The sequence below is a fragment of the Amycolatopsis sp. NBC_01307 genome (genome assembly GCF_035975215.1).
Classification (GTDB): Bacteria; Actinomycetota; Actinomycetes; order Mycobacteriales; family Pseudonocardiaceae; genus Amycolatopsis.
The window spans coordinates 6,365,867-6,381,994 of record NZ_CP108403.1 but is presented as its reverse complement, the minus strand read 5'-3'; the positions used below and the strand labels follow the sequence as shown (position 1 = coordinate 6,381,994).

Genomic DNA, 16,128 nt, shown 5'->3' with positions numbered 1-16,128 from the left:
GAAATCAGCCGTTCGGGCACAAGGGTGGTCGCGCGGGCTGATGAGCCCGTCCGCGGCGATGATCACATCCGGTGGCGAATTCGGAACGACGCCTGAACGCGGGCTCAATAGAGTTCCCTCCACGCAGCCATCCGATCTTCTTAAGGTCCGTGAGTCCTATGACCGGGTCGCCGGCTCCTACGCGGAGCTCGGTGAGGGCCGCTTGGACGAGCAGCCGCGGCTACGGGCCGCGCTTGTCGCCTTCGTCGACTCCGTCCACGGGCTCGGCCCGGTCCTGGACGTCGGCTACGGCCCAGACAACCATCACCGCACACCTCATTGAACTCGGGCTGGACGCTGCGTGTGTCCACCTGCCGCCGCGCATGGTCGAGCATGCCCGGCGGCTTTATCCCGACCTGCGGTTCGCTGTCGCGTCGGCGACAGAACTCGACCTCGCGCCGGCATCGTTGGGCGGCGTGCTCGGCTGTTGGTCGCTGTTCAGCCTGCGCGAGGACCTAGCCGGTGTGCTGAAGACCTTCGTTGAGACACTCGTGCCCGGTTGGCAGGCCCTGGTTGGCACCCATGTCGGTGACGGCGACGTGCCGCAGGCCAAGGGCTACGGCGGCCCGCCGGTGCCCTGGACGACTCGCCTGTACCATCCCCAGGAGGTGGCCGGAATGCCAGCCGACGCCGGGCTGGAGTTGATCGCCGACCTGCGGTTTCCGCCATTGCCGGGGCAACCGCGCGCCCAGGTGCTACTCGCCGCGCGACGCTCGGCGCTGCCGAAGGCAGGGGTTCCGGTTGTGTGGCTGGAGCGAAGCGTCAGCTGGCCCCGACGGCGTCCACGCGATCGGCCAGTCCTCGCAGCCCCGTGCCTGTGCGGGGTTGGGCCGGACCAGGTTGGGTATGCCGAGATGCCTGGATGAGAGTCGTTCAACCGCTCTGGTCTCGCTTTGGGGTCGACCGTCGGACGAACCCGATCGCGTGAACGCCGATGGTCAACTATGTCCTCTGGCGACTCACCTCTGCGACAGCGATGGTGATTGGCGTCCACGGTGAGATCAATTACCGGACCGGCAACAGTGACTTCGACCGTGCCAACCTTCGCCGCCATTCACGTGGCGGCAGCGAGGCAGGAGAATAGGTAATATTCCACCGTGACTACCACCGGATCCTGGACCCCACTCAGCCGGCGTCTGGCTGGCTTGGGCCCTGACAACACTGTTCGAAGCAAGGTCGACAATGGCCTGCCTGGCTATGTTCGAGGGGTTCTTACCAACTGGGCCCGTGCCACGTCGCCAGCTCCCGGAAGTCTGCATCACGATGACTTATTGTTTCGACTGCACCGCAACGAGCTTCCGGATGACTTCCATGATCTCAGTGTCCAGGAATTGCTGGACCTCGTTGACGCGCTGCTCCATCTGCGCCAGGGGCCATGGAAACGCTATGTTGGCTCGCGTCGACCCGTCGACGAACTACGGCGACTGCTCATCGGCGGCGGGGCGGCCTGGACTTTGACTGCGAACGAAGACGGCCTGGAACGCCGGGTCATTCCATCTGTCGCCGACGCGGTCGTCGAAGCTGTGCAAGGCGCATTGGATGCTGGGGCGGAAACCCCTGCTGCCCAAGCCGGCGAGCATCTAACTCGAGCCTGGGATGCTGCTTACGGCGTTGAGCCGGACCCTGATCGTGCCTACGATGAGGCGGTCCTCGCAGTCGAGGCGGTCTCCTGCCCGCTGATCTGCCCGAACAACGACATGCCGACGTTGGGTACTGCAATTCGCGACCTTACGAGCCAAAGCAGTCAATGGGTACTGGTGATCGGTGATAAAACAGGGCAACCTTCGGCTCCTGACCGCCTAGTCGGCATGCTTAAACTGCTTTGGGAGGGACAGTCGCGCCACGCCGGTGCAACCAATTCTCGGAGACAAAGCCGGCTGGAGGCAGAGGCATCTGTTCATCTAGCCGTGACACTCGTTCAATGGTTGAGCAACGGCGTTCTACGGCGCAGATAACCGAATAAATCGGCCACTCGCAAAATTGCGTCATTTCCAGGGTGAGATGCGCTTAGCATACGATGCTCGCAACTCGGCAAGACAGTGCGTCGGGCGTCAGGTCGCGGACGCGATGTACGCCGCGGGGACGGAGTTCGGGTGCCGGTCGAGGTTCTTGCGGGCGCGTTCGTAATGCATGGGCGTTCATGGGCGGCGTGGTGGGCTGCGATCTGGACATCGCGTAGGTCGACGCCGACGTCGAGCATGTTTGTGACGAAGGTGTGGCGGAGCATGTACGGGTGCATCCACGAGAGGCGCACGACCGAGGCCCCGTTCAGCCTGTGTAACCGCCGGGTGGCGCAGTGCCGATTCATGCGGACGCTGTGTCGGTTGAGCAGGGGTATGGTGGCTACTGTCCATTCAGAGAAGGGACGTCGATGGATCCGGAATAGCGTGCAAGTCAAGGCGAGGTAGAACCTGAAGCCGGGACGTAGCTCATCTTCTCGCGGTTTAACACGCGCGATACTGACCCCTAGACTGGTGGGAAAAATCCTCAAACGTGTCAGCAGAGAAGGCTGGTAAACTCATGTCCCTGATCTTGCGTACCGCCGAAGTTGACGCAACGCGACCAGGACAGCGCTGGCGCTGGATCTTGACTGATGAGCAAGGCAGAGAGCTAGCCGATCACCTCGTAGACCTCGATGCGGAAAGCGACGAATTCGAAGCCTTTTGTGATCTGGCCGGATTCGTCCGGCGCACTCGCGACCCGCTGGCACCCGCCGGCAGCGAACTGGACATCATGGCCCGTATCGGTCGATGGCTCGGAGAAGCGGTGTTCGGCCCGGCCATCGGACGGGAGTTGACATGTCGGATGCCCTGCACTGTCGAGGTGCGGCCTCATCTGGATTCCATGTTTCTTCTTGACCGACCGCTGGAACTAACGCATCTCGCCGGGAAACCGCTCAGTGAACTGGGAATTACCCTGGTTTTGGCCGTTGACGAGCACGGGGGCAACCGCGTCGAGAAGAAGCAGTTCGGCGAGTGCTTGCGCATTCTCGCGCTGTTTTCGATGCCGTCGCAGACCTCGGTACTGGCGCAGCGCAGCGAACGATCCGGACTGTCACGACTTGCTCGTGAGGTAGGAGGTCGGGGACATACCGTCGAACTACGTGTGCTCCAGTACGGCGTGACTCGGAAAGTGCTCGCGGACGCCCTGGCGGACGGGACGGGCTGGGACATCTTGCATCTGAGCAGTCATGGAACACCTGGCGGCTTGGTTCTCGAGCTGGCCGATGGCTCACCAGACTGGGTCTCGACGGTGGAACTAGTGCAGCTGCTGCATCCGGCTAGGCGCAGGCTCAAGTTGGCCCTGGTCAGTGCGTGCCACTCCGGAGCCGCCACAGTGGAGGAAACCCTCCGCTGGCTTCAGCTGGATGAGCATGCCGACGCCATTAACCCATCGGGCGACAACGTCTCGCAGGAGGTGCGTGCTGTCGGAGTGGCACGCGGTCTGGTCGCAGGGCTGGATACCGCGGTCGTGGCGATGCGCTACCCCGTGTTGGACGACTTCGCTATTGCCTTCACGAACTGTCTATACCGTCGTTTGCTCCTACTCGGCGAACCGCTGGACATCGCATTCCGAGAGGCGGTACTCACCAGTTGCGGCGATGCCTCTTCAACCGGTCGCCGTCCCTTGAGCGCAGTGACGCCCGCACTGTTCGGAACCCGTGCAGCAGGGCTTCGGCTGGCGCCGCGCGTCCCCGACGATGGCAACAACGACATCGAAATAGACCCGACGCGCGTGCCGCTGCCTGAGGTCGATCGGTTCGTTGGCCGTGTTCAGTTGCTGATTACAGCTAGCCATGCACTGGCTCGCGACAGCCCCCATAGCGGTGTCCTCTTCACCGGAATGGCGGGTGCCGGGAAAACCGCCTGCGCGACGGAGATTGCACATCAGCATGTCGAGATGTTTGATACGCTGGCATGGTGGCAGCCTCCTGGACCTGGCGCAGGCGGCGCATTGGAGACGCTGGCCGATGCATTTGAACGCCAGCTGGGCATTCAAATGATCGGGATAGCCGGCAGCGAGAGTGAATTTTCCGCCCTCGTTGACCGGTTGCACACATTCCTGCGGGAAAAAGCCTGCCTGCTCGTCCTGGATAATTTGGATACACTGCTCAACGACACCGGAGCATTTATTGATCCACAAATCGAATCGTTGCTGATAGTCGCGTGTACGCATGGAGGTAAGTCGCGGGTCGTACTCACCAGCCGCCGTACGCCGGCAAGCTTGCCGAAATCCGTCCTCGCGTGCCACACCCACGCTCTTTCCTTGGCAGAGTCGGCGTTATTGGCTCGTGAGCTTCCGAACCTCGGTCGTCTGTTGGATCCGCAAGCCGATCCGCGACGGCCCGCAGCCGAGGTGGCCGCCGGTCGTCAGCTGGTGCGCCGCGTCCTGAACGTCGTCCAGGGGCATCCTAAACTTCTGGAATTGGCTGATGCAGCTGCAGCGAATCCTGACGAGCTTCGTCGCCGGCTCGACAACGCAGCAGAATCGATCGACAAGGGCGGCGCGTCGTTGCACGCATTCTTCACAACCGGCACGAGTGAGCTCAATGACCTGAGCTTCCTCTCGGTGCTTCACGCGTGGACGGAAACCGTTCTTGCGGACCTTCCGTCTGAGGCTCGCATACTCGCCAACCTCATTGCCTGCATGGACGACTCTGATCGCCAGTCAGGGCTGGTCGAACTCATATGGCAAGGATATTGGGACCAAGCCGAACGTGAACCAGTATGGCCAATCACAGATGCGGTAGACGTGTTGGTAAATGGCAGCCTGGTCAAAAAGAAGCTCATGACACCTGCTGAATCCAGGTTCATGAATGCCGTAGATATGAGCGACATAACTGACCTATATCAGGCACGGAACAACAATAGAACGCCGATCTTCCTGTATGAAGTTCATCCAGTAGTTGCCGAAGTCGCCCACGCGACGACGGATGACGAGGATCGTCGGTTTGTAAACGAGGCATGTGGTTCTTTCTGGCTGTCCGTGGCGGTAGAAGCCGCAGCGATCGAAGGGCGCGACGTATCGATGGCTGCCGACGCCCACGAATGGGCGAGTGTGGCAGCTTTCCGATACTTGATCCGTTGCGGACGCCTGCGCGACGCAGGCAGAGCCCTCTCCATCGCCGCGACGCGCGATCGTCCTCCCGCAGCAATGCATCGCATCCTACGGCAACTTCACCAGATTGCCACCGCCGAGACAAACCCGGAAGAGCGGTTGGGGGCACTGCGTTCATATGGATTCGCGCTAGCACGCCTAGGCGACAGTGGAGGCATTGAGACCTTACGGGCGGTTCTCGCAGAGGCCCGAGGGCGCGACCTCATTGGACTGGCGGTGGCTGTCGCCAATGATCTCTTGGACACGCTGGCCCGGAACAGCTCTATAGAGCAGGCGTTGGCAGTGAGCCAAGAGCTGATCGAGCTACAGCATCAAGCTGAGGTAGGGGCCTCGGCCGTGGCGTTGAGTCGAGGGCAGCAGCTTCGGCTCTTGGTCCGCATCGGCCGGGACAAAGAGGCCCTCGCCGGAGCGCAACAACTCCTCGCGGTGCTCCCGAAAACGCCGACGCCGTGCGAGGAAAAACTTGACGTGAACCCTTGGCTGGCGCGGGAACTCGCCCTTGAAGTAGCAGCAGACGCTGCGATTTCACTCGGCCACTGGCAGGACGCACTCGACTTCAATCAGCAATTGCAGGAATCCATGCATCGGCGCGGTGACGACGGTTTCGGGCGTGCCCGAGCGCGTTTTAATTCTACTGGTCCGCTGATGCGGCTCGGACGCCTAGGGGAGGCGGAGAAGGTTTTGCTGCACTGCCAGCAGGTGTTCGAGAAACGCTCTGATATCATTTTTCTTGGCTTGACGTTCAATCGGCGCGCTCTGTTGGAGACGGCGCGGGGGCGCCATCGACTCGCGATCGAATTCCAGCAGCGCGCGTTGCGGTATCTCTATCGGCGGCCCAGCGAGGTTAGATACATCGCGAGCTGCCATGTAGGAATGGCCAAGTGCTTAAATCTACCAGGCGATAATCAGTCCATCTATCATAGATTCGCGGCCGCACTCCTGCTTCGAGCAGTCGGAGATGACGATGATTTCACCGCACTCCTAGCCCCGACAGGCGGCGAGTACGACATGGCGTTCATTCTGGAAGGCTTAATTGCTCACAATGTTGAGACTACTCCGGGAGTGCGTTTTCGCGGCTTGCTAAAGTCGGTCGCAACCGAACCTTCTGAGCGGGCCCGACTGCTCCGATTAATTATGGCTCAGACTGTCATCGATACATTGCGTGCAATGTTCCATCGGGGCAGATTGGACGAGGGATTTCTGTCGGGCCTCGCTTGCACCCGCGAGTGGAAGCCGCTAGTTGCCGCGCTACGCCGAATCAGCAATGGTGAAATCGACCGATTTATTTTAGCTGATTTGGACGATATCAACGCTGGGATTATCCGAGAAGTGTTCCGTCGATGATCCAGGGTTAGAGCGCAGAGCTCCAGATTAGAGAGCGACGGTTAATGCGACTGCTAGACCGAGTAGCAGCACGGCGAGCAACTGTGCAATCAAGCCGACAGTCGCTAGAGACGCCTTACGACTGTTGGCCAATCGAAGAGTGCGGAGGCTTAGGACCTGAGCGGCAGCTACGGCGTTTCTCGCGTCGACCTCATGATCTTTCCAATGATCGCGGATCATTCTATCCAAGGTGGCAGAGGCCGGCGCGCCGTACCGAAAGTTCCAGTTGGCCAGGATGCCGAATGCGGCAGCGCAGACCAAGGCAACCAGTGCGGCGAGTAGTGGCCACAATGCCAAGGTAGGCAAAACAAACGAGCTGCTCTTTCGGGCCAGCGCTGCCACAGTAGACAGCAACGTTACCAGGCCGGCTGAAGTCGTGACGATCGCCTGCGCTCGACCATCATAGACGACACGCCGCTCACGTTCGGCCTTCAACTCCGCCTCGATAAAGGCAGCGTAGGCCTTTCCCTGGTCGCTCAACGGTCGGGGATTCGGGTGAACGGTTCCAGTGGATCCTCGCCGCGGAGTGGCTCCAGCTCGATCCAACTCAGGTCACTTGGCGGTTCACGCGACTCGACCGACTCGGCTGACTCTGACGCCACTTGCTCCTCTTCCATGATCACAAGCCTCGTTCCGCGACCGGGACTGTTGGCGTTTCGAGAGTAGCACCGCCTTGCTCGCGTCTCACCCGAAGCTGAACTCGTCGCTACGTATCGTGACTGCCTCCCGCGTGCTGGAAGTCTGCTTCGCCAGCCTCACCAGCGCTTGAGCGTCCTCTGGAAACTCTGCCTGGATATGCAAGGCCACCGGTTCCGACGCTTGTGGCCAGTCTTGGAGCTACGTCGCGTAGTCGCCAGTTACTACGTCCTGGCCACTGGCGACATCGACGCCTACTTGTATTTCACGTCAAGTTGTGGAATGTCTCGGTTACTGTCAAGTGGTCGCCGATGATGGAGCCCTGCCTCACACGAATGGCGCACGCCGGGTAACAACTGATGGGAGGTCTACGACATTGGGAGTACGTTCGTCCCCTCCAGTGAGGTCCCCGATGCCCCTTCCTCTGATCGCCCTTGGGGTGGCCGCTTTGGTGAGCGCGGCTGGCACCGCTGTGGCCGTCAGGCAGCTCCGCCAACCCCTGAAGGTCATGGTCATCGGCCAGGGTTTGACCGGCAAGACCACGCTGCTCAACTCGTGGCTCGGCGAGTGGGAGGTTGACCCACTTCGGACCGGGCTGCCGGTCAAGATCGCCAAATTCGAGGTGCCGGCCAAGGAGAAAGTCCTGAACGTCGAGAAGAAGTTCATTTTCAAAAAGGTCAAGGACATCTCCGGCCAGGACGAGTCGATGCGTGGGTTCCTGGACGACGTCAAGGCGGCCACTGCGATCGTCTACCTGGTCAACGCGGTCGACCTCTACCAGGAGGAGAACCGGTCGAACGGCCGGCCGCACGCCGTCGAGTGGGTCCGCATCATGGACGACGCGAGTCGTATCAAACGACACTGTGGTAAGGCGAAACGGGTAGTCGTCGGGGTCACCCACACCGATCTCGATCTCCGGTTCGCCGCACTCGGGCCTGCCACCTACCTTGCCAGGGTCACCGACCAGCTTGCGCCAGCCATGGCCAAGATTGACAAGCCTGGCCAGATCGCCGTCGTGGCAGGCAGCCTGCGTACCGAGGCGAGCGCTGCCGTGTTCGCCGAGCAGGTCGTGGGGAAGTTGCTGTGACCGACCTTTTCCTCGTGTACTTGGAGTATGAGAACAGAGACGCGCCGTTCGCCTGGCTCGACGGCGTACAGCCGCGGGACCACCAGCAGGTGCACACGTTGCTCAGCGTATTCGGCGGACGAAAAGCCAAGAAACACAGGCAGTTCGGCCGTGCGGCCCGCTACAAGGGCGCACTCATGCTGGAGACGTCCTGGCGCCTGCGGCACGTCAGCGGCGCGCGTCAGGGCATGGTCGTGGTCGTCATGGACGTCGATGAGAACGACCGCTGGGTCGACGAGATCGCCGGTCAGGTCAGCGAAATCCTCGTGCGGTCCGCGGCGGTCGAACCGGACCGCGGTGCGGTGGCCGAGGTCCTGAGATGGGGGTGGGCCGCGACGGCCCGCCAGTTTCCCGGACGTCTTGTCCGGGGCTGGATCGCGGGTATCCGGCGAGTTCTCGCGTGGTTTGTCCCAGCTCTCCGGCAAAGTACGCCGGCGCGATGGGGCCGGCTTGGCACAGGAGACTGACATGTACGTTCCGCAGCGGCTATCCGACCGGCTAGTCATCGTGGCCCGCGATGACTACGTCCAGGTGGCCGATGACAAACCAGGCCTGATCCAGGACGACCGGGTGACACTCGTGCCCGTTCCCCTGCTCGGCCTGTGGACTCAGTTCCAGGAGCTGAATGGCCTCGATCTCAGCGTCGGCGACGCGTTCGTCCGCGATCCCGACGATCCGGGCCGGTACGTTCCCGTGTCTGAGGCGCCCAACAGGACGGCACAGCGCAGGCTGCGGTTGCTCAGGACTGTCTGCCAGCACCTCGGCGCGACATCGTTGGCGATCCGGCAGTTCGACGCGCGATCCGCCCAGACCAAGTGGGGCAACGATCTCACTGCCGACGTGCGAGACACTCTCGCACACGGCAAGGACAAGCTTTCCGAGAGCCGCGGCCTGTCGACCAACCTCGCCTGGCAGAGCGAGGACCAATTGCGTTTGGAGATCGAGGCGGTCGGCAGGTGGCAGGGCGGCCCGGCGGACATCGACGCGGCCAGGAAGGCGGTGGCCGCCCACGGATTGGCCGTGGACCCCGACATCCTCACTTTGATCGACCAGCGCTCGGTCCAGGGCAACCAGCTCACCACTCATCAGGTCACCATCGACTTCCGCCATGAGGTGACCAAGCACTTCAGCCTGATCGCCGAGCTGACCGCCGGTTTCGAGGCAACGATCGGCAAGCAGACGCTGAGTGCCGCTGGGAAGCTGCGCAACGTGTTCGACTGGAACCAGCAGATCGCCCGGCACGGCCACTTCACGCTGGAAGTGTCCTTTGGCGTGAAGGAGTAAGGCCTGGGATTTCGGCGAGTGCGGTGCCGGCGATCGTGTCGCCGTAGCTCGAAGTGGACCTAGACAACATGACAACTCCCGCTCATCGGCATGACCGTCTGTGAGCGCCCGACCAGCGGCGTGAGCGGACGATGGTGGCAGTTGGGTTCTCAGACGCGTGAACGCAGACAGCTGGCACTCGCGGTGGCTGTCCAGAGCTGCGTCGTCATTCGGACCCGGTGGGTTGTGACTCAGGTCGGGGGCAGAGGGGGCTCCGGCGGAGGGGACGATCGGAGAAATCGATGCTGGATTCCGGAGATAACGATGCTGCGCAGGCGATGCTCGACGGGATCTCTGGCCAACGCCACGGAAGCTTCGCCAGCCGCGACGGCATCGGCACGAATGCCGGGTTCGTTGACCCTTTCGGCGATGCTGTCGAGGGTACGGGCCAGTTCGAACAGCGCCAACCCGCGAAAGCCGTCGTCAGGGGTGCCTTGCGCCCATCGGGCAAGTGCTTCGGACTCGCGCAGCAGGCCGATGTCCTGATGGGCACCGCCGAGGCTGCGCAGATTGCGGATCAGATCGAGGGCGGAGTTGAGTTGCAGCTGCCCCGGCAACCGGACGGCTTCTCGTCCGACGGTGACGGCTTCGGTCAGGAACGCCTCCTTGTTCAACGTCTCCCACGCGACGGTCAACGCGGCGCCGAGGTGTGACAACACGTTGCTCCGGGTCGGAATGCCGGCTTCGGCCGCGCAGGCCGTGCGAAGGACGGCGAGGGCGTCGTCGAGGTAGGGCCGCTCTCGGGTCGCCTTGAAATAGGTGTAGTCGGCGTAGCCCAGGTATATGCACGCGGACAGCCACCGGTGGGGAACGGTCTCGGTGCGGACCGCGGCCCGGCCGCATTCCACCGCGTCCCGCAATGCCCACAGCTCGCTGGTGGCTTCGAAGTAGCGCCGCATGGCGACGCTGATCGCGGCCCAGACGAGACTGCGCTGTCCCGGGTCGGAGGTCTCCTGGGCGACCCAGCGCCAGATTTCTGCAGCACGAGCCAGCTCGGCAGGATCCGCTGTCACGCCATAACGGTTCAGCCGGGCGAAGCCTTCCTGCTCGGCTTGGGTGAGTTGTTGCAGCGAAGCCACGCTACCCCTTTCACCCGGCCGTGGTTGCGATCGGTGTCGCCGTTCGACTGGAGTGGTAACGCTGCGGAAGCCTCAGCCGTTACTTCGATCGAGGCATCGGAGGTGGAGATGGTCATGCTCGGTCGTCGGAAGCCGGTTGCGTGGAGAAGAGAACTCCTGGATCCCTCGCCTCCGACGGCGGTCTGCCGCGAGGGTGATGGCGCCGACACCCGGATCGTGGTTGTGGTCGAGTGCTCGATCTGCCGGCACGTCACCAAACGCCCGTTTTCGAGGAGCCTGCCCAACATGGGGGGCAACTCCGAGGGGGACCCGGGCCGGGATGACCTCGGCGATCCGATGATCTTCTGCGACTGTGCGTACGAACACCCGGGCCGCCCGGCCGGGGGAATGGGGTGCGGCCGGCGTTGGCAGGTGGTCTTGAAGGGCCGGGAAGGTGACTGAGCCGCCCGAAGACGAGCGCTGGGAGCTGCTGGCTCGGGAACTGCCGTTCACCCAGCTCGGTGCGCTTCGGGCACAGGCGGACGGGTGGCGAACCGGCATCGTCGGCGTTGCCACGATCCTGATCTCCGTCGTGATTGTCAAGGGGCGTTCGGATGTGGTCGCGCTGGAGGCGTGGGCTCGGGTGACGATCGCGGTGCTGGTGTTGCTCGCGTTCGGCGCGTTGGCGGTGTCTCTGTTGCTGACTCTCAGGGTCGCCCAGGGGCCGGCGGGCAAGGAGATCTGGAACACCGGCGAAAACCTCAGGAAGTGGACGGCCGAGCAGACTTTCAGGGGCGGCCGACGGCTGCGGGTTGCGGCGTACCTCGCCTCCGGTGCGCTCCTCCTGCTCGTCGTGGCGATGTCGGTGGGATGGCTGGCACCGGCGGCGGCGCAGGATGCCTCCACGGTCGTCGTCCGCACGATCGAAGGCTCTGTGTGCGGCCGGTTTGATTCTCTCGCGAACGGCAAGGTGGTTCTCCAGGTTTCCGGGCAGGCCTGGACCGCGCCCTCCTCGGCGATCCTCGAGATCCGGCCCGTCAAGGGATGTTGAAATTGGTGGATGTACCGGACAAGGTGGGCACCGCGCTTCTCATCGGCATCAGCAAGTACGCCGATCCCGAACTCGCGGATTTGGAAGCCGTCGAAACCGGCGTGACCGCGGTGGGTGATGCGTTGAAGCACGCGGGATTCGACGTGAAGAAGCCTTCGGTGGGCGGATTGACGGCCGCTCGTATCGACAGCCTGATCAGAACGGTGAAGGTGACGGCCGGGGGGAGGCTCCTTGTCTATTGGGCGGGTCACGGAGTTTCCGACGACGAGGGTAGCTACCTCATGACGGCGGACTCGCGCCGGGCCGACCGGAGCGGAGCCATGACGCCCGCCGAATTGGCCGATGCCCTCCACGCGGTGGCAGGAGCCTCGCAGATCGTGGTGATCCTCGACTGCTGCGCTGCGGGCACGGCCGCGGTCGACGTCGCCTACGCGATCAACAAAGACCGCGTGAGCCGCTCTGTCACCGAGATGCCGCCCGCGACGATCTCGTTGATCGCCGCGACACAGGGAGCCGAGGACGTCAGCCAGTTGAGATTCGCGAACGCGGTGGTGAAAACCCTGCGCAATGGCTCTCCACGAGGTGGCTGGCCGGTGCAGGATTTCGAGGTGACCCCGCAGGATTTCGCCGAAGCCGCGAACCAGTGGATGCAAAGCGAAGGTCGAGTCGGGTCTCACGCCGGCTCGGTGGGCATCCAGGCGGGAAGTGCCTTTTTCCGCAATCCCGGCTATCGCCTGCGCGCCCGAATCATGAGCGTCGGCGGGAAAACGACCATCCGCCGTGACGGGATCCTCGCCGAGGTGAGCGGCTGGGCCCGCAGGACGAACAGCGGCCTGGCCCGGGTGACCGGCGGCATGGGTACGGGCAAGACGACCGTGCTGGCGCAGTTGGCGTCGAGCGCAACAGGCACAGCTCGGACCTACTGGGTTGATCTGGCAGAGGACTCCCGTAACAGTCGGGAATACATCCTCAAGGTATTGAGTGACGGCGCGCGTGGCCGCTCGTTGACTCCGGAGGCGGTCTTGAGCGGGCTGGCGTCGCGGGGCAAGCCGGTCACGGTGGTCGTGGACGCTCTCGACGAGGTTGGGGCCGCGGATCGTCGCTCGATCATCCGGGATCTGCTCATCCCCCTTGCGGAGACCTCCGGTGTGCACGTCGTCGTCGCGATGCGTCACGGCGTGGACGACGAAGCGGCCGCCGAACTGGCGACCAACGCTGGTCTTTCGGTCGACCTCGATCACGACGAGCAGGTACACGACCAGATTCAGCTCCGCTGTCGGCAGATCTTGACTACGGCGAACTCGCCTTACGCGGGCCGGGACGATCTCGCTGCCCGAGCCGCGGCGGAGATCGCCGACCGCAGCGGTGGGGTCTTTCTCTTCGCCGCCGAAGTAGCGATGTCGCTCGCGAGCTTGGCTGAACCGCTCGACCCGGAAGATGACCGCTTCGGAGAAAAGCTGAGCAACGGTATCAACGGGGCCATCGCGGACGCGCTCTTGCCGGACGATGAAACGGCCGGGGTTCTCCTCCGGGTGCTGGCGCCGCTTGCCTACACCGAAGGGCCCGGACTGCCCCGCACCCAGGTGTGGATCACGCTGGCGAACGCGGTGATCAGCGGGTCTCCGGCGATCACCGGTGACGACGTCGACGCGGTCCTCCGCGATTCGGGGTGGTTCCTGCGTACCGACACCGCACTCGGGCGTAGCGTGTACCGCCTGCACCACCTTGCGTACCGGGACTTCCTGCTGAAGCAAATCGGCGTGGACAACGTCACGGCCCACCGGCGCATCGTCGAGGCATTGCGGTGTGCGCCCGGCCACTGGGCGGACGCAGACCCGTACGTGCTTCGGTACCTCTCCGTCCACGCCGAACTCGCAGGCAGGCTCGATCAACTCGTCGAGGACGAAGACTTCCTGGTGCACGCCGACTCACGAATCATGCTGCCGATTGCCTCCCGCACGGTGAGCGGCCGCGTCCGGGCCGGCCTGTCCCGCTACTTGCAGGCGGGCCCGCTGCTGCACGACAGCGCGCCGGAGGTTCGCGCGTTCACCCTCGAGTCGCCGGGCGTCGGCTCGACAGGCAACGTGCGATGGAAGACGACGGTCACTCCCGTGGCGAGGACGAAGTGGACCACCGAGCCGAACCCGACCCAGCATCGCCTGCTCCGCGTCGGGGGCCAGGAGATCAAGGCGCTCGCGTCGGTGCGGGTCGATGGCCGGTGGATGCTCGCCGCCGCCGTTGAACGGGACGAATCTTACCGTAATCTGCCCGGTACGGGATCGATCGAACTATGGGACGACGCCACTGCTGCACTGCACCAGGTCTTGCTGCGCAGGGAGGACTCCGAGGTCGACGCGATGACCGTCGTGCCGATGGCGGCCGACTCGCTCATCGTAGTGGCCTATCGTGACGGTGCGTTGGAAGCCTGGCTGCCCCGCGGACACGCTCCTGCTTGGTCGGTCGACGCCGGAACGGCGTTGTACCAGGTCTTTACCATCGTTTTGCGTGGTCATCCCCTGCTGCTGGAAACTGGGTACGACGGCCGACTCGCGCTCCGGGACCCGCGGTCGGGAGCGGTGGTGACAGCGGTCTACTCAGCGGGATTCGCGACGTTCGCGGTTTCGTATTCGCTGTCCGGTCAGGATCTGGTCTGCGTCGGCACGACGTCGGGAACGCTGAGCTTCCGAGACGCGCACAGCCTCGCGGAACTCGGGGAGCAGGTGCCCGACGAGCCCTGGAGAGCCAGCGTCGCCTGCGACGTTCGTGGCCGCCTCGTATTGATCGGCGCGCGAGGAGACGGGCGGATGGAGGTGCGTGACGCCGGCACGGGAGCCGTGCTGGCTTTGAGCCGCGATCGGATCGCCAACCCTGACTCAGTTCTCACAGCCGTGCATAAGCCTGGCGGTGACCCCTTCGTGGTCGTCGGTGCGGGCAGTGACCTCTCGATCTGGAGAACCAATCCGCTCGACCTGCAGCGGTTCTGGCACGGACACATCGATGAGGTGCGTGCCGCCACGGTTCTGACGGACGCCTCGGGGACACCGAGCGTCGCCACTGCGGGCGACGACGGCACCATCCGGATCTGGCCCACCGCGGGCGGCTACTCGATGGACGGCAAGTTTGGCCATGTCGCCACCGCGCAGTACTCCGACGTCTGGTACCTGCCCGGTACCCGTCCTGTGATCGTCGCCGAAGACGTCGTCCGGTACGTCGTCCACGATGCCGGGGACGGTCGTGAGCTATATGGCAACTCGGTTCCTTTCGTGACGACGGCTGACCTCGATCACGTAAACTACAACCCCACTGGGGCGGTGTCCCTGGGCGGAACGCCGATGCTGCTCGTTTACCACGATGGTCGACGTCAGCATCTGTGGAGCCCACGAGACGGCCGGATCTACGCTGTTCCGACCGGGCCGTACGAGCCCTCGCGCGTTCGGCATCAGGTGGTCCAACGTCGTGGGGGTCCGCCGGTTTTCGTCATCGGTGACGGGAGCGGTCCCCTCGCCGTGCACGACTTCGCCGGCGGCATGGTTGGCGTGCTGCCAGGTTCGGATGGGTGCTTGCCGATCAGCGCAGCCGTCGTCGAAGGTGGGGTTCTCGTCCGCAGCGGAGACACGGTTCACCACTATGACGTCGTCCGCGGTGTTCGGCTCGGTAGCCTGGAACTGCATTCCGCAGCGCGCGAGATAGACGCATCTAGAATCGTTGCCGCGACCGCGAACGGCCACCAGACGGTTACCGCCATCCGGAGCAGCGACGGGACGGCATACCTTCAGGCAATCGGACGCGACGAGCGACTTGCGCTGCCGGTGCGACCGAGCAGTGGAGCGGGTCTGACTGTCTGTGGCGCTTCGCTGTTAGCGCTGACCGAGCGCAATCAGCTCTTTCTTGTGCGCCCGGTAGACGCCAAAATCGTTGCAACAATACCGATGGAGAGCCTTATCGGGACGGTCAAGGCGGGCGCCGACAGTGAACTGCTAGTCCTCGTCGGTGGATGTCTTCGTCTTGTGGTTTTTCCCCCTCAAACTGGTGCGGTCGGCACCCGGTAACAGTCGAAAACCTGTCATGAACGACATGGGCATTTCCATCCCGCCATCGGCATGAGCGTTGGCCACGGAGGGCTGCATGTGCGGCTATGTCGTTGGCCAGTTGGTGGCTGTCGATCCGCGCGGTTAGGTCGGCGGCCACTCGCAGGGAAGTCGATGTGTGGTTCGACCGGCTTATCGCACGGTACAGGGTTCCGCCTGGTTTGGCGCTGTCTTGGACTTCTCCAGTTCGCCGGTGCTGGTTCGTGTCGCGCAGTTCGTCGTGGTTGTCCAGGGCTGGAGCGTTGCTCGTGATGCGCGCATCGTTGGAGCGTTGATGTGCTCTGTGGACGGAGGAATCATGGCGAA

13 protein-coding genes are annotated in these 16,128 nt (G+C 63.4%); 10 read left to right on the top strand and 3 right to left on the bottom strand.

Annotated elements, in window-relative coordinates:
- Positions 1 to 40: 40 nt before the first annotated feature.
- The 3 genes from OG439_RS27385 (at position 41) to OG439_RS27375 (ending at position 1,994) form a co-directional block, all read left to right on the top strand.
- Complete coding sequence (locus OG439_RS27385) at positions 41 to 322, top strand: hypothetical protein (protein WP_326943684.1); 282 nt, start codon at positions 41 to 43, stop codon at positions 320 to 322.
- A 40-nt stretch (positions 323 to 362) separates the two neighbouring features.
- Positions 363 to 905: a hypothetical protein gene (locus OG439_RS27380; RefSeq protein WP_326943683.1), complete on the top strand. Its 543-nt coding sequence runs from the start codon at positions 363 to 365 to the stop codon at positions 903 to 905.
- Positions 906 to 1,136: 231 nt separating this feature from the next.
- Positions 1,137 to 1,994 carry a hypothetical protein gene (locus OG439_RS27375; protein WP_326943682.1) on the top strand — a complete coding sequence of 286 codons (858 nt, stop codon included), beginning with the start codon at positions 1,137 to 1,139 and terminating at the stop codon, positions 1,992 to 1,994.
- On the opposite strand, the gene OG439_RS27370 is transcribed toward OG439_RS27375, so the two are convergent.
- Positions 1,958 to 2,347, bottom strand: coding sequence for a hypothetical protein (locus tag OG439_RS27370; RefSeq protein ID WP_326943681.1), 390 nt, complete (start codon positions 2,345 to 2,347; stop codon positions 1,958 to 1,960). The two genes, OG439_RS27375 and OG439_RS27370, sit on opposite strands and share 37 nt — an antisense overlap.
- 185 nt (positions 2,348 to 2,532) lie before the next feature.
- Here OG439_RS27370 and OG439_RS27365 point away from each other — a divergent pair, with 185 nt between their 5' ends.
- Positions 2,533 to 6,501: a CHAT domain-containing protein gene (locus OG439_RS27365; protein WP_326943680.1), complete on the top strand. Its 3,969-nt coding sequence runs from the start codon at positions 2,533 to 2,535 to the stop codon at positions 6,499 to 6,501.
- A 27-nt stretch (positions 6,502 to 6,528) separates the two neighbouring features.
- On the opposite strand, the gene OG439_RS27360 is transcribed toward OG439_RS27365, so the two are convergent.
- A complete protein-coding gene (locus OG439_RS27360; protein WP_326943679.1) occupies positions 6,529 to 7,020 on the bottom strand; it encodes a hypothetical protein in 492 nt (163 codons plus the stop codon).
- Positions 7,021 to 7,588: 568 nt separating this feature from the next.
- Here OG439_RS27360 and OG439_RS27355 point away from each other — a divergent pair.
- From OG439_RS27355 to OG439_RS27345, 3 genes are read left to right on the top strand one after another with little or no spacing between them, the layout of a single operon-like run.
- Positions 7,589 to 8,263, top strand: coding sequence for a Rab family GTPase (locus OG439_RS27355; protein ID WP_326943678.1), 675 nt, complete (start codon positions 7,589 to 7,591; stop codon positions 8,261 to 8,263).
- Entirely contained in the window at positions 8,260 to 8,769 is a 510-nt protein-coding gene (locus OG439_RS27350; RefSeq protein ID WP_326943677.1) for a hypothetical protein, read from the top strand. Before OG439_RS27355 ends, OG439_RS27350 begins: the two co-directional genes overlap by 4 nt.
- 1 nt (position 8,770) lies before the next feature.
- Positions 8,771 to 9,586 carry a hypothetical protein gene (locus tag OG439_RS27345; RefSeq protein ID WP_326943676.1) on the top strand — a complete coding sequence of 272 codons (816 nt, stop codon included), beginning with the start codon at positions 8,771 to 8,773 and terminating at the stop codon, positions 9,584 to 9,586.
- Between the two features lie 230 nt (positions 9,587 to 9,816).
- Here the strand turns inward: OG439_RS27345 and OG439_RS27340 are convergent, their stop codons facing one another.
- Positions 9,817 to 10,704 (bottom strand): hypothetical protein, encoded by an 888-nt coding sequence (locus OG439_RS27340; protein WP_326943675.1) that lies wholly within the window; start codon positions 10,702 to 10,704, stop codon positions 9,817 to 9,819.
- 33 nt (positions 10,705 to 10,737) lie between these two features.
- Here OG439_RS27340 and OG439_RS27335 point away from each other — a divergent pair, with 33 nt between their 5' ends.
- The 3 genes from OG439_RS27335 to OG439_RS27325 are packed head-to-tail and all read left to right on the top strand — an operon-like array spanning position 10,738 to position 15,783.
- Complete coding sequence (locus tag OG439_RS27335) at positions 10,738 to 11,145, top strand: hypothetical protein (RefSeq protein WP_326943674.1); 408 nt, start codon at positions 10,738 to 10,740, stop codon at positions 11,143 to 11,145.
- Positions 11,138 to 11,734, top strand: a complete 597-nt coding sequence (locus tag OG439_RS27330) for a hypothetical protein (protein WP_326943673.1) — start codon at positions 11,138 to 11,140, stop codon at positions 11,732 to 11,734. Before OG439_RS27335 ends, OG439_RS27330 begins: the two co-directional genes overlap by 8 nt.
- Complete coding sequence (locus OG439_RS27325) at positions 11,728 to 15,783, top strand: caspase family protein (RefSeq protein ID WP_326943672.1); 4,056 nt, start codon at positions 11,728 to 11,730, stop codon at positions 15,781 to 15,783. The genes OG439_RS27330 and OG439_RS27325 overlap by 7 nt, the downstream gene beginning before the upstream one ends.
- The last annotated feature ends 345 nt before the right edge of the window (positions 15,784 to 16,128 follow it).

Coding starts and splice junctions, on each gene's coding strand:
- OG439_RS27355 (WP_326943678.1), top strand. CDS start 7,589: ATGCCCCTTCCTCTGATCGCCCTTGGGGTGGCCGCTTTGGTGAGCGCG.
- OG439_RS27345 (WP_326943676.1), top strand. CDS start 8,771: ATGTACGTTCCGCAGCGGCTATCCGACCGGCTAGTCATCGTGGCCCGC.
- OG439_RS27370 (WP_326943681.1), bottom strand. CDS start 2,347: ATGAATCGGCACTGCGCCACCCGGCGGTTACACAGGCTGAACGGGGCC.
- OG439_RS27385 (WP_326943684.1), top strand. CDS start 41: ATGAGCCCGTCCGCGGCGATGATCACATCCGGTGGCGAATTCGGAACG.
- OG439_RS27380 (WP_326943683.1), top strand. CDS start 363: ATGGTCGAGCATGCCCGGCGGCTTTATCCCGACCTGCGGTTCGCTGTC.
- OG439_RS27325 (WP_326943672.1), top strand. CDS start 11,728: ATGTTGAAATTGGTGGATGTACCGGACAAGGTGGGCACCGCGCTTCTC.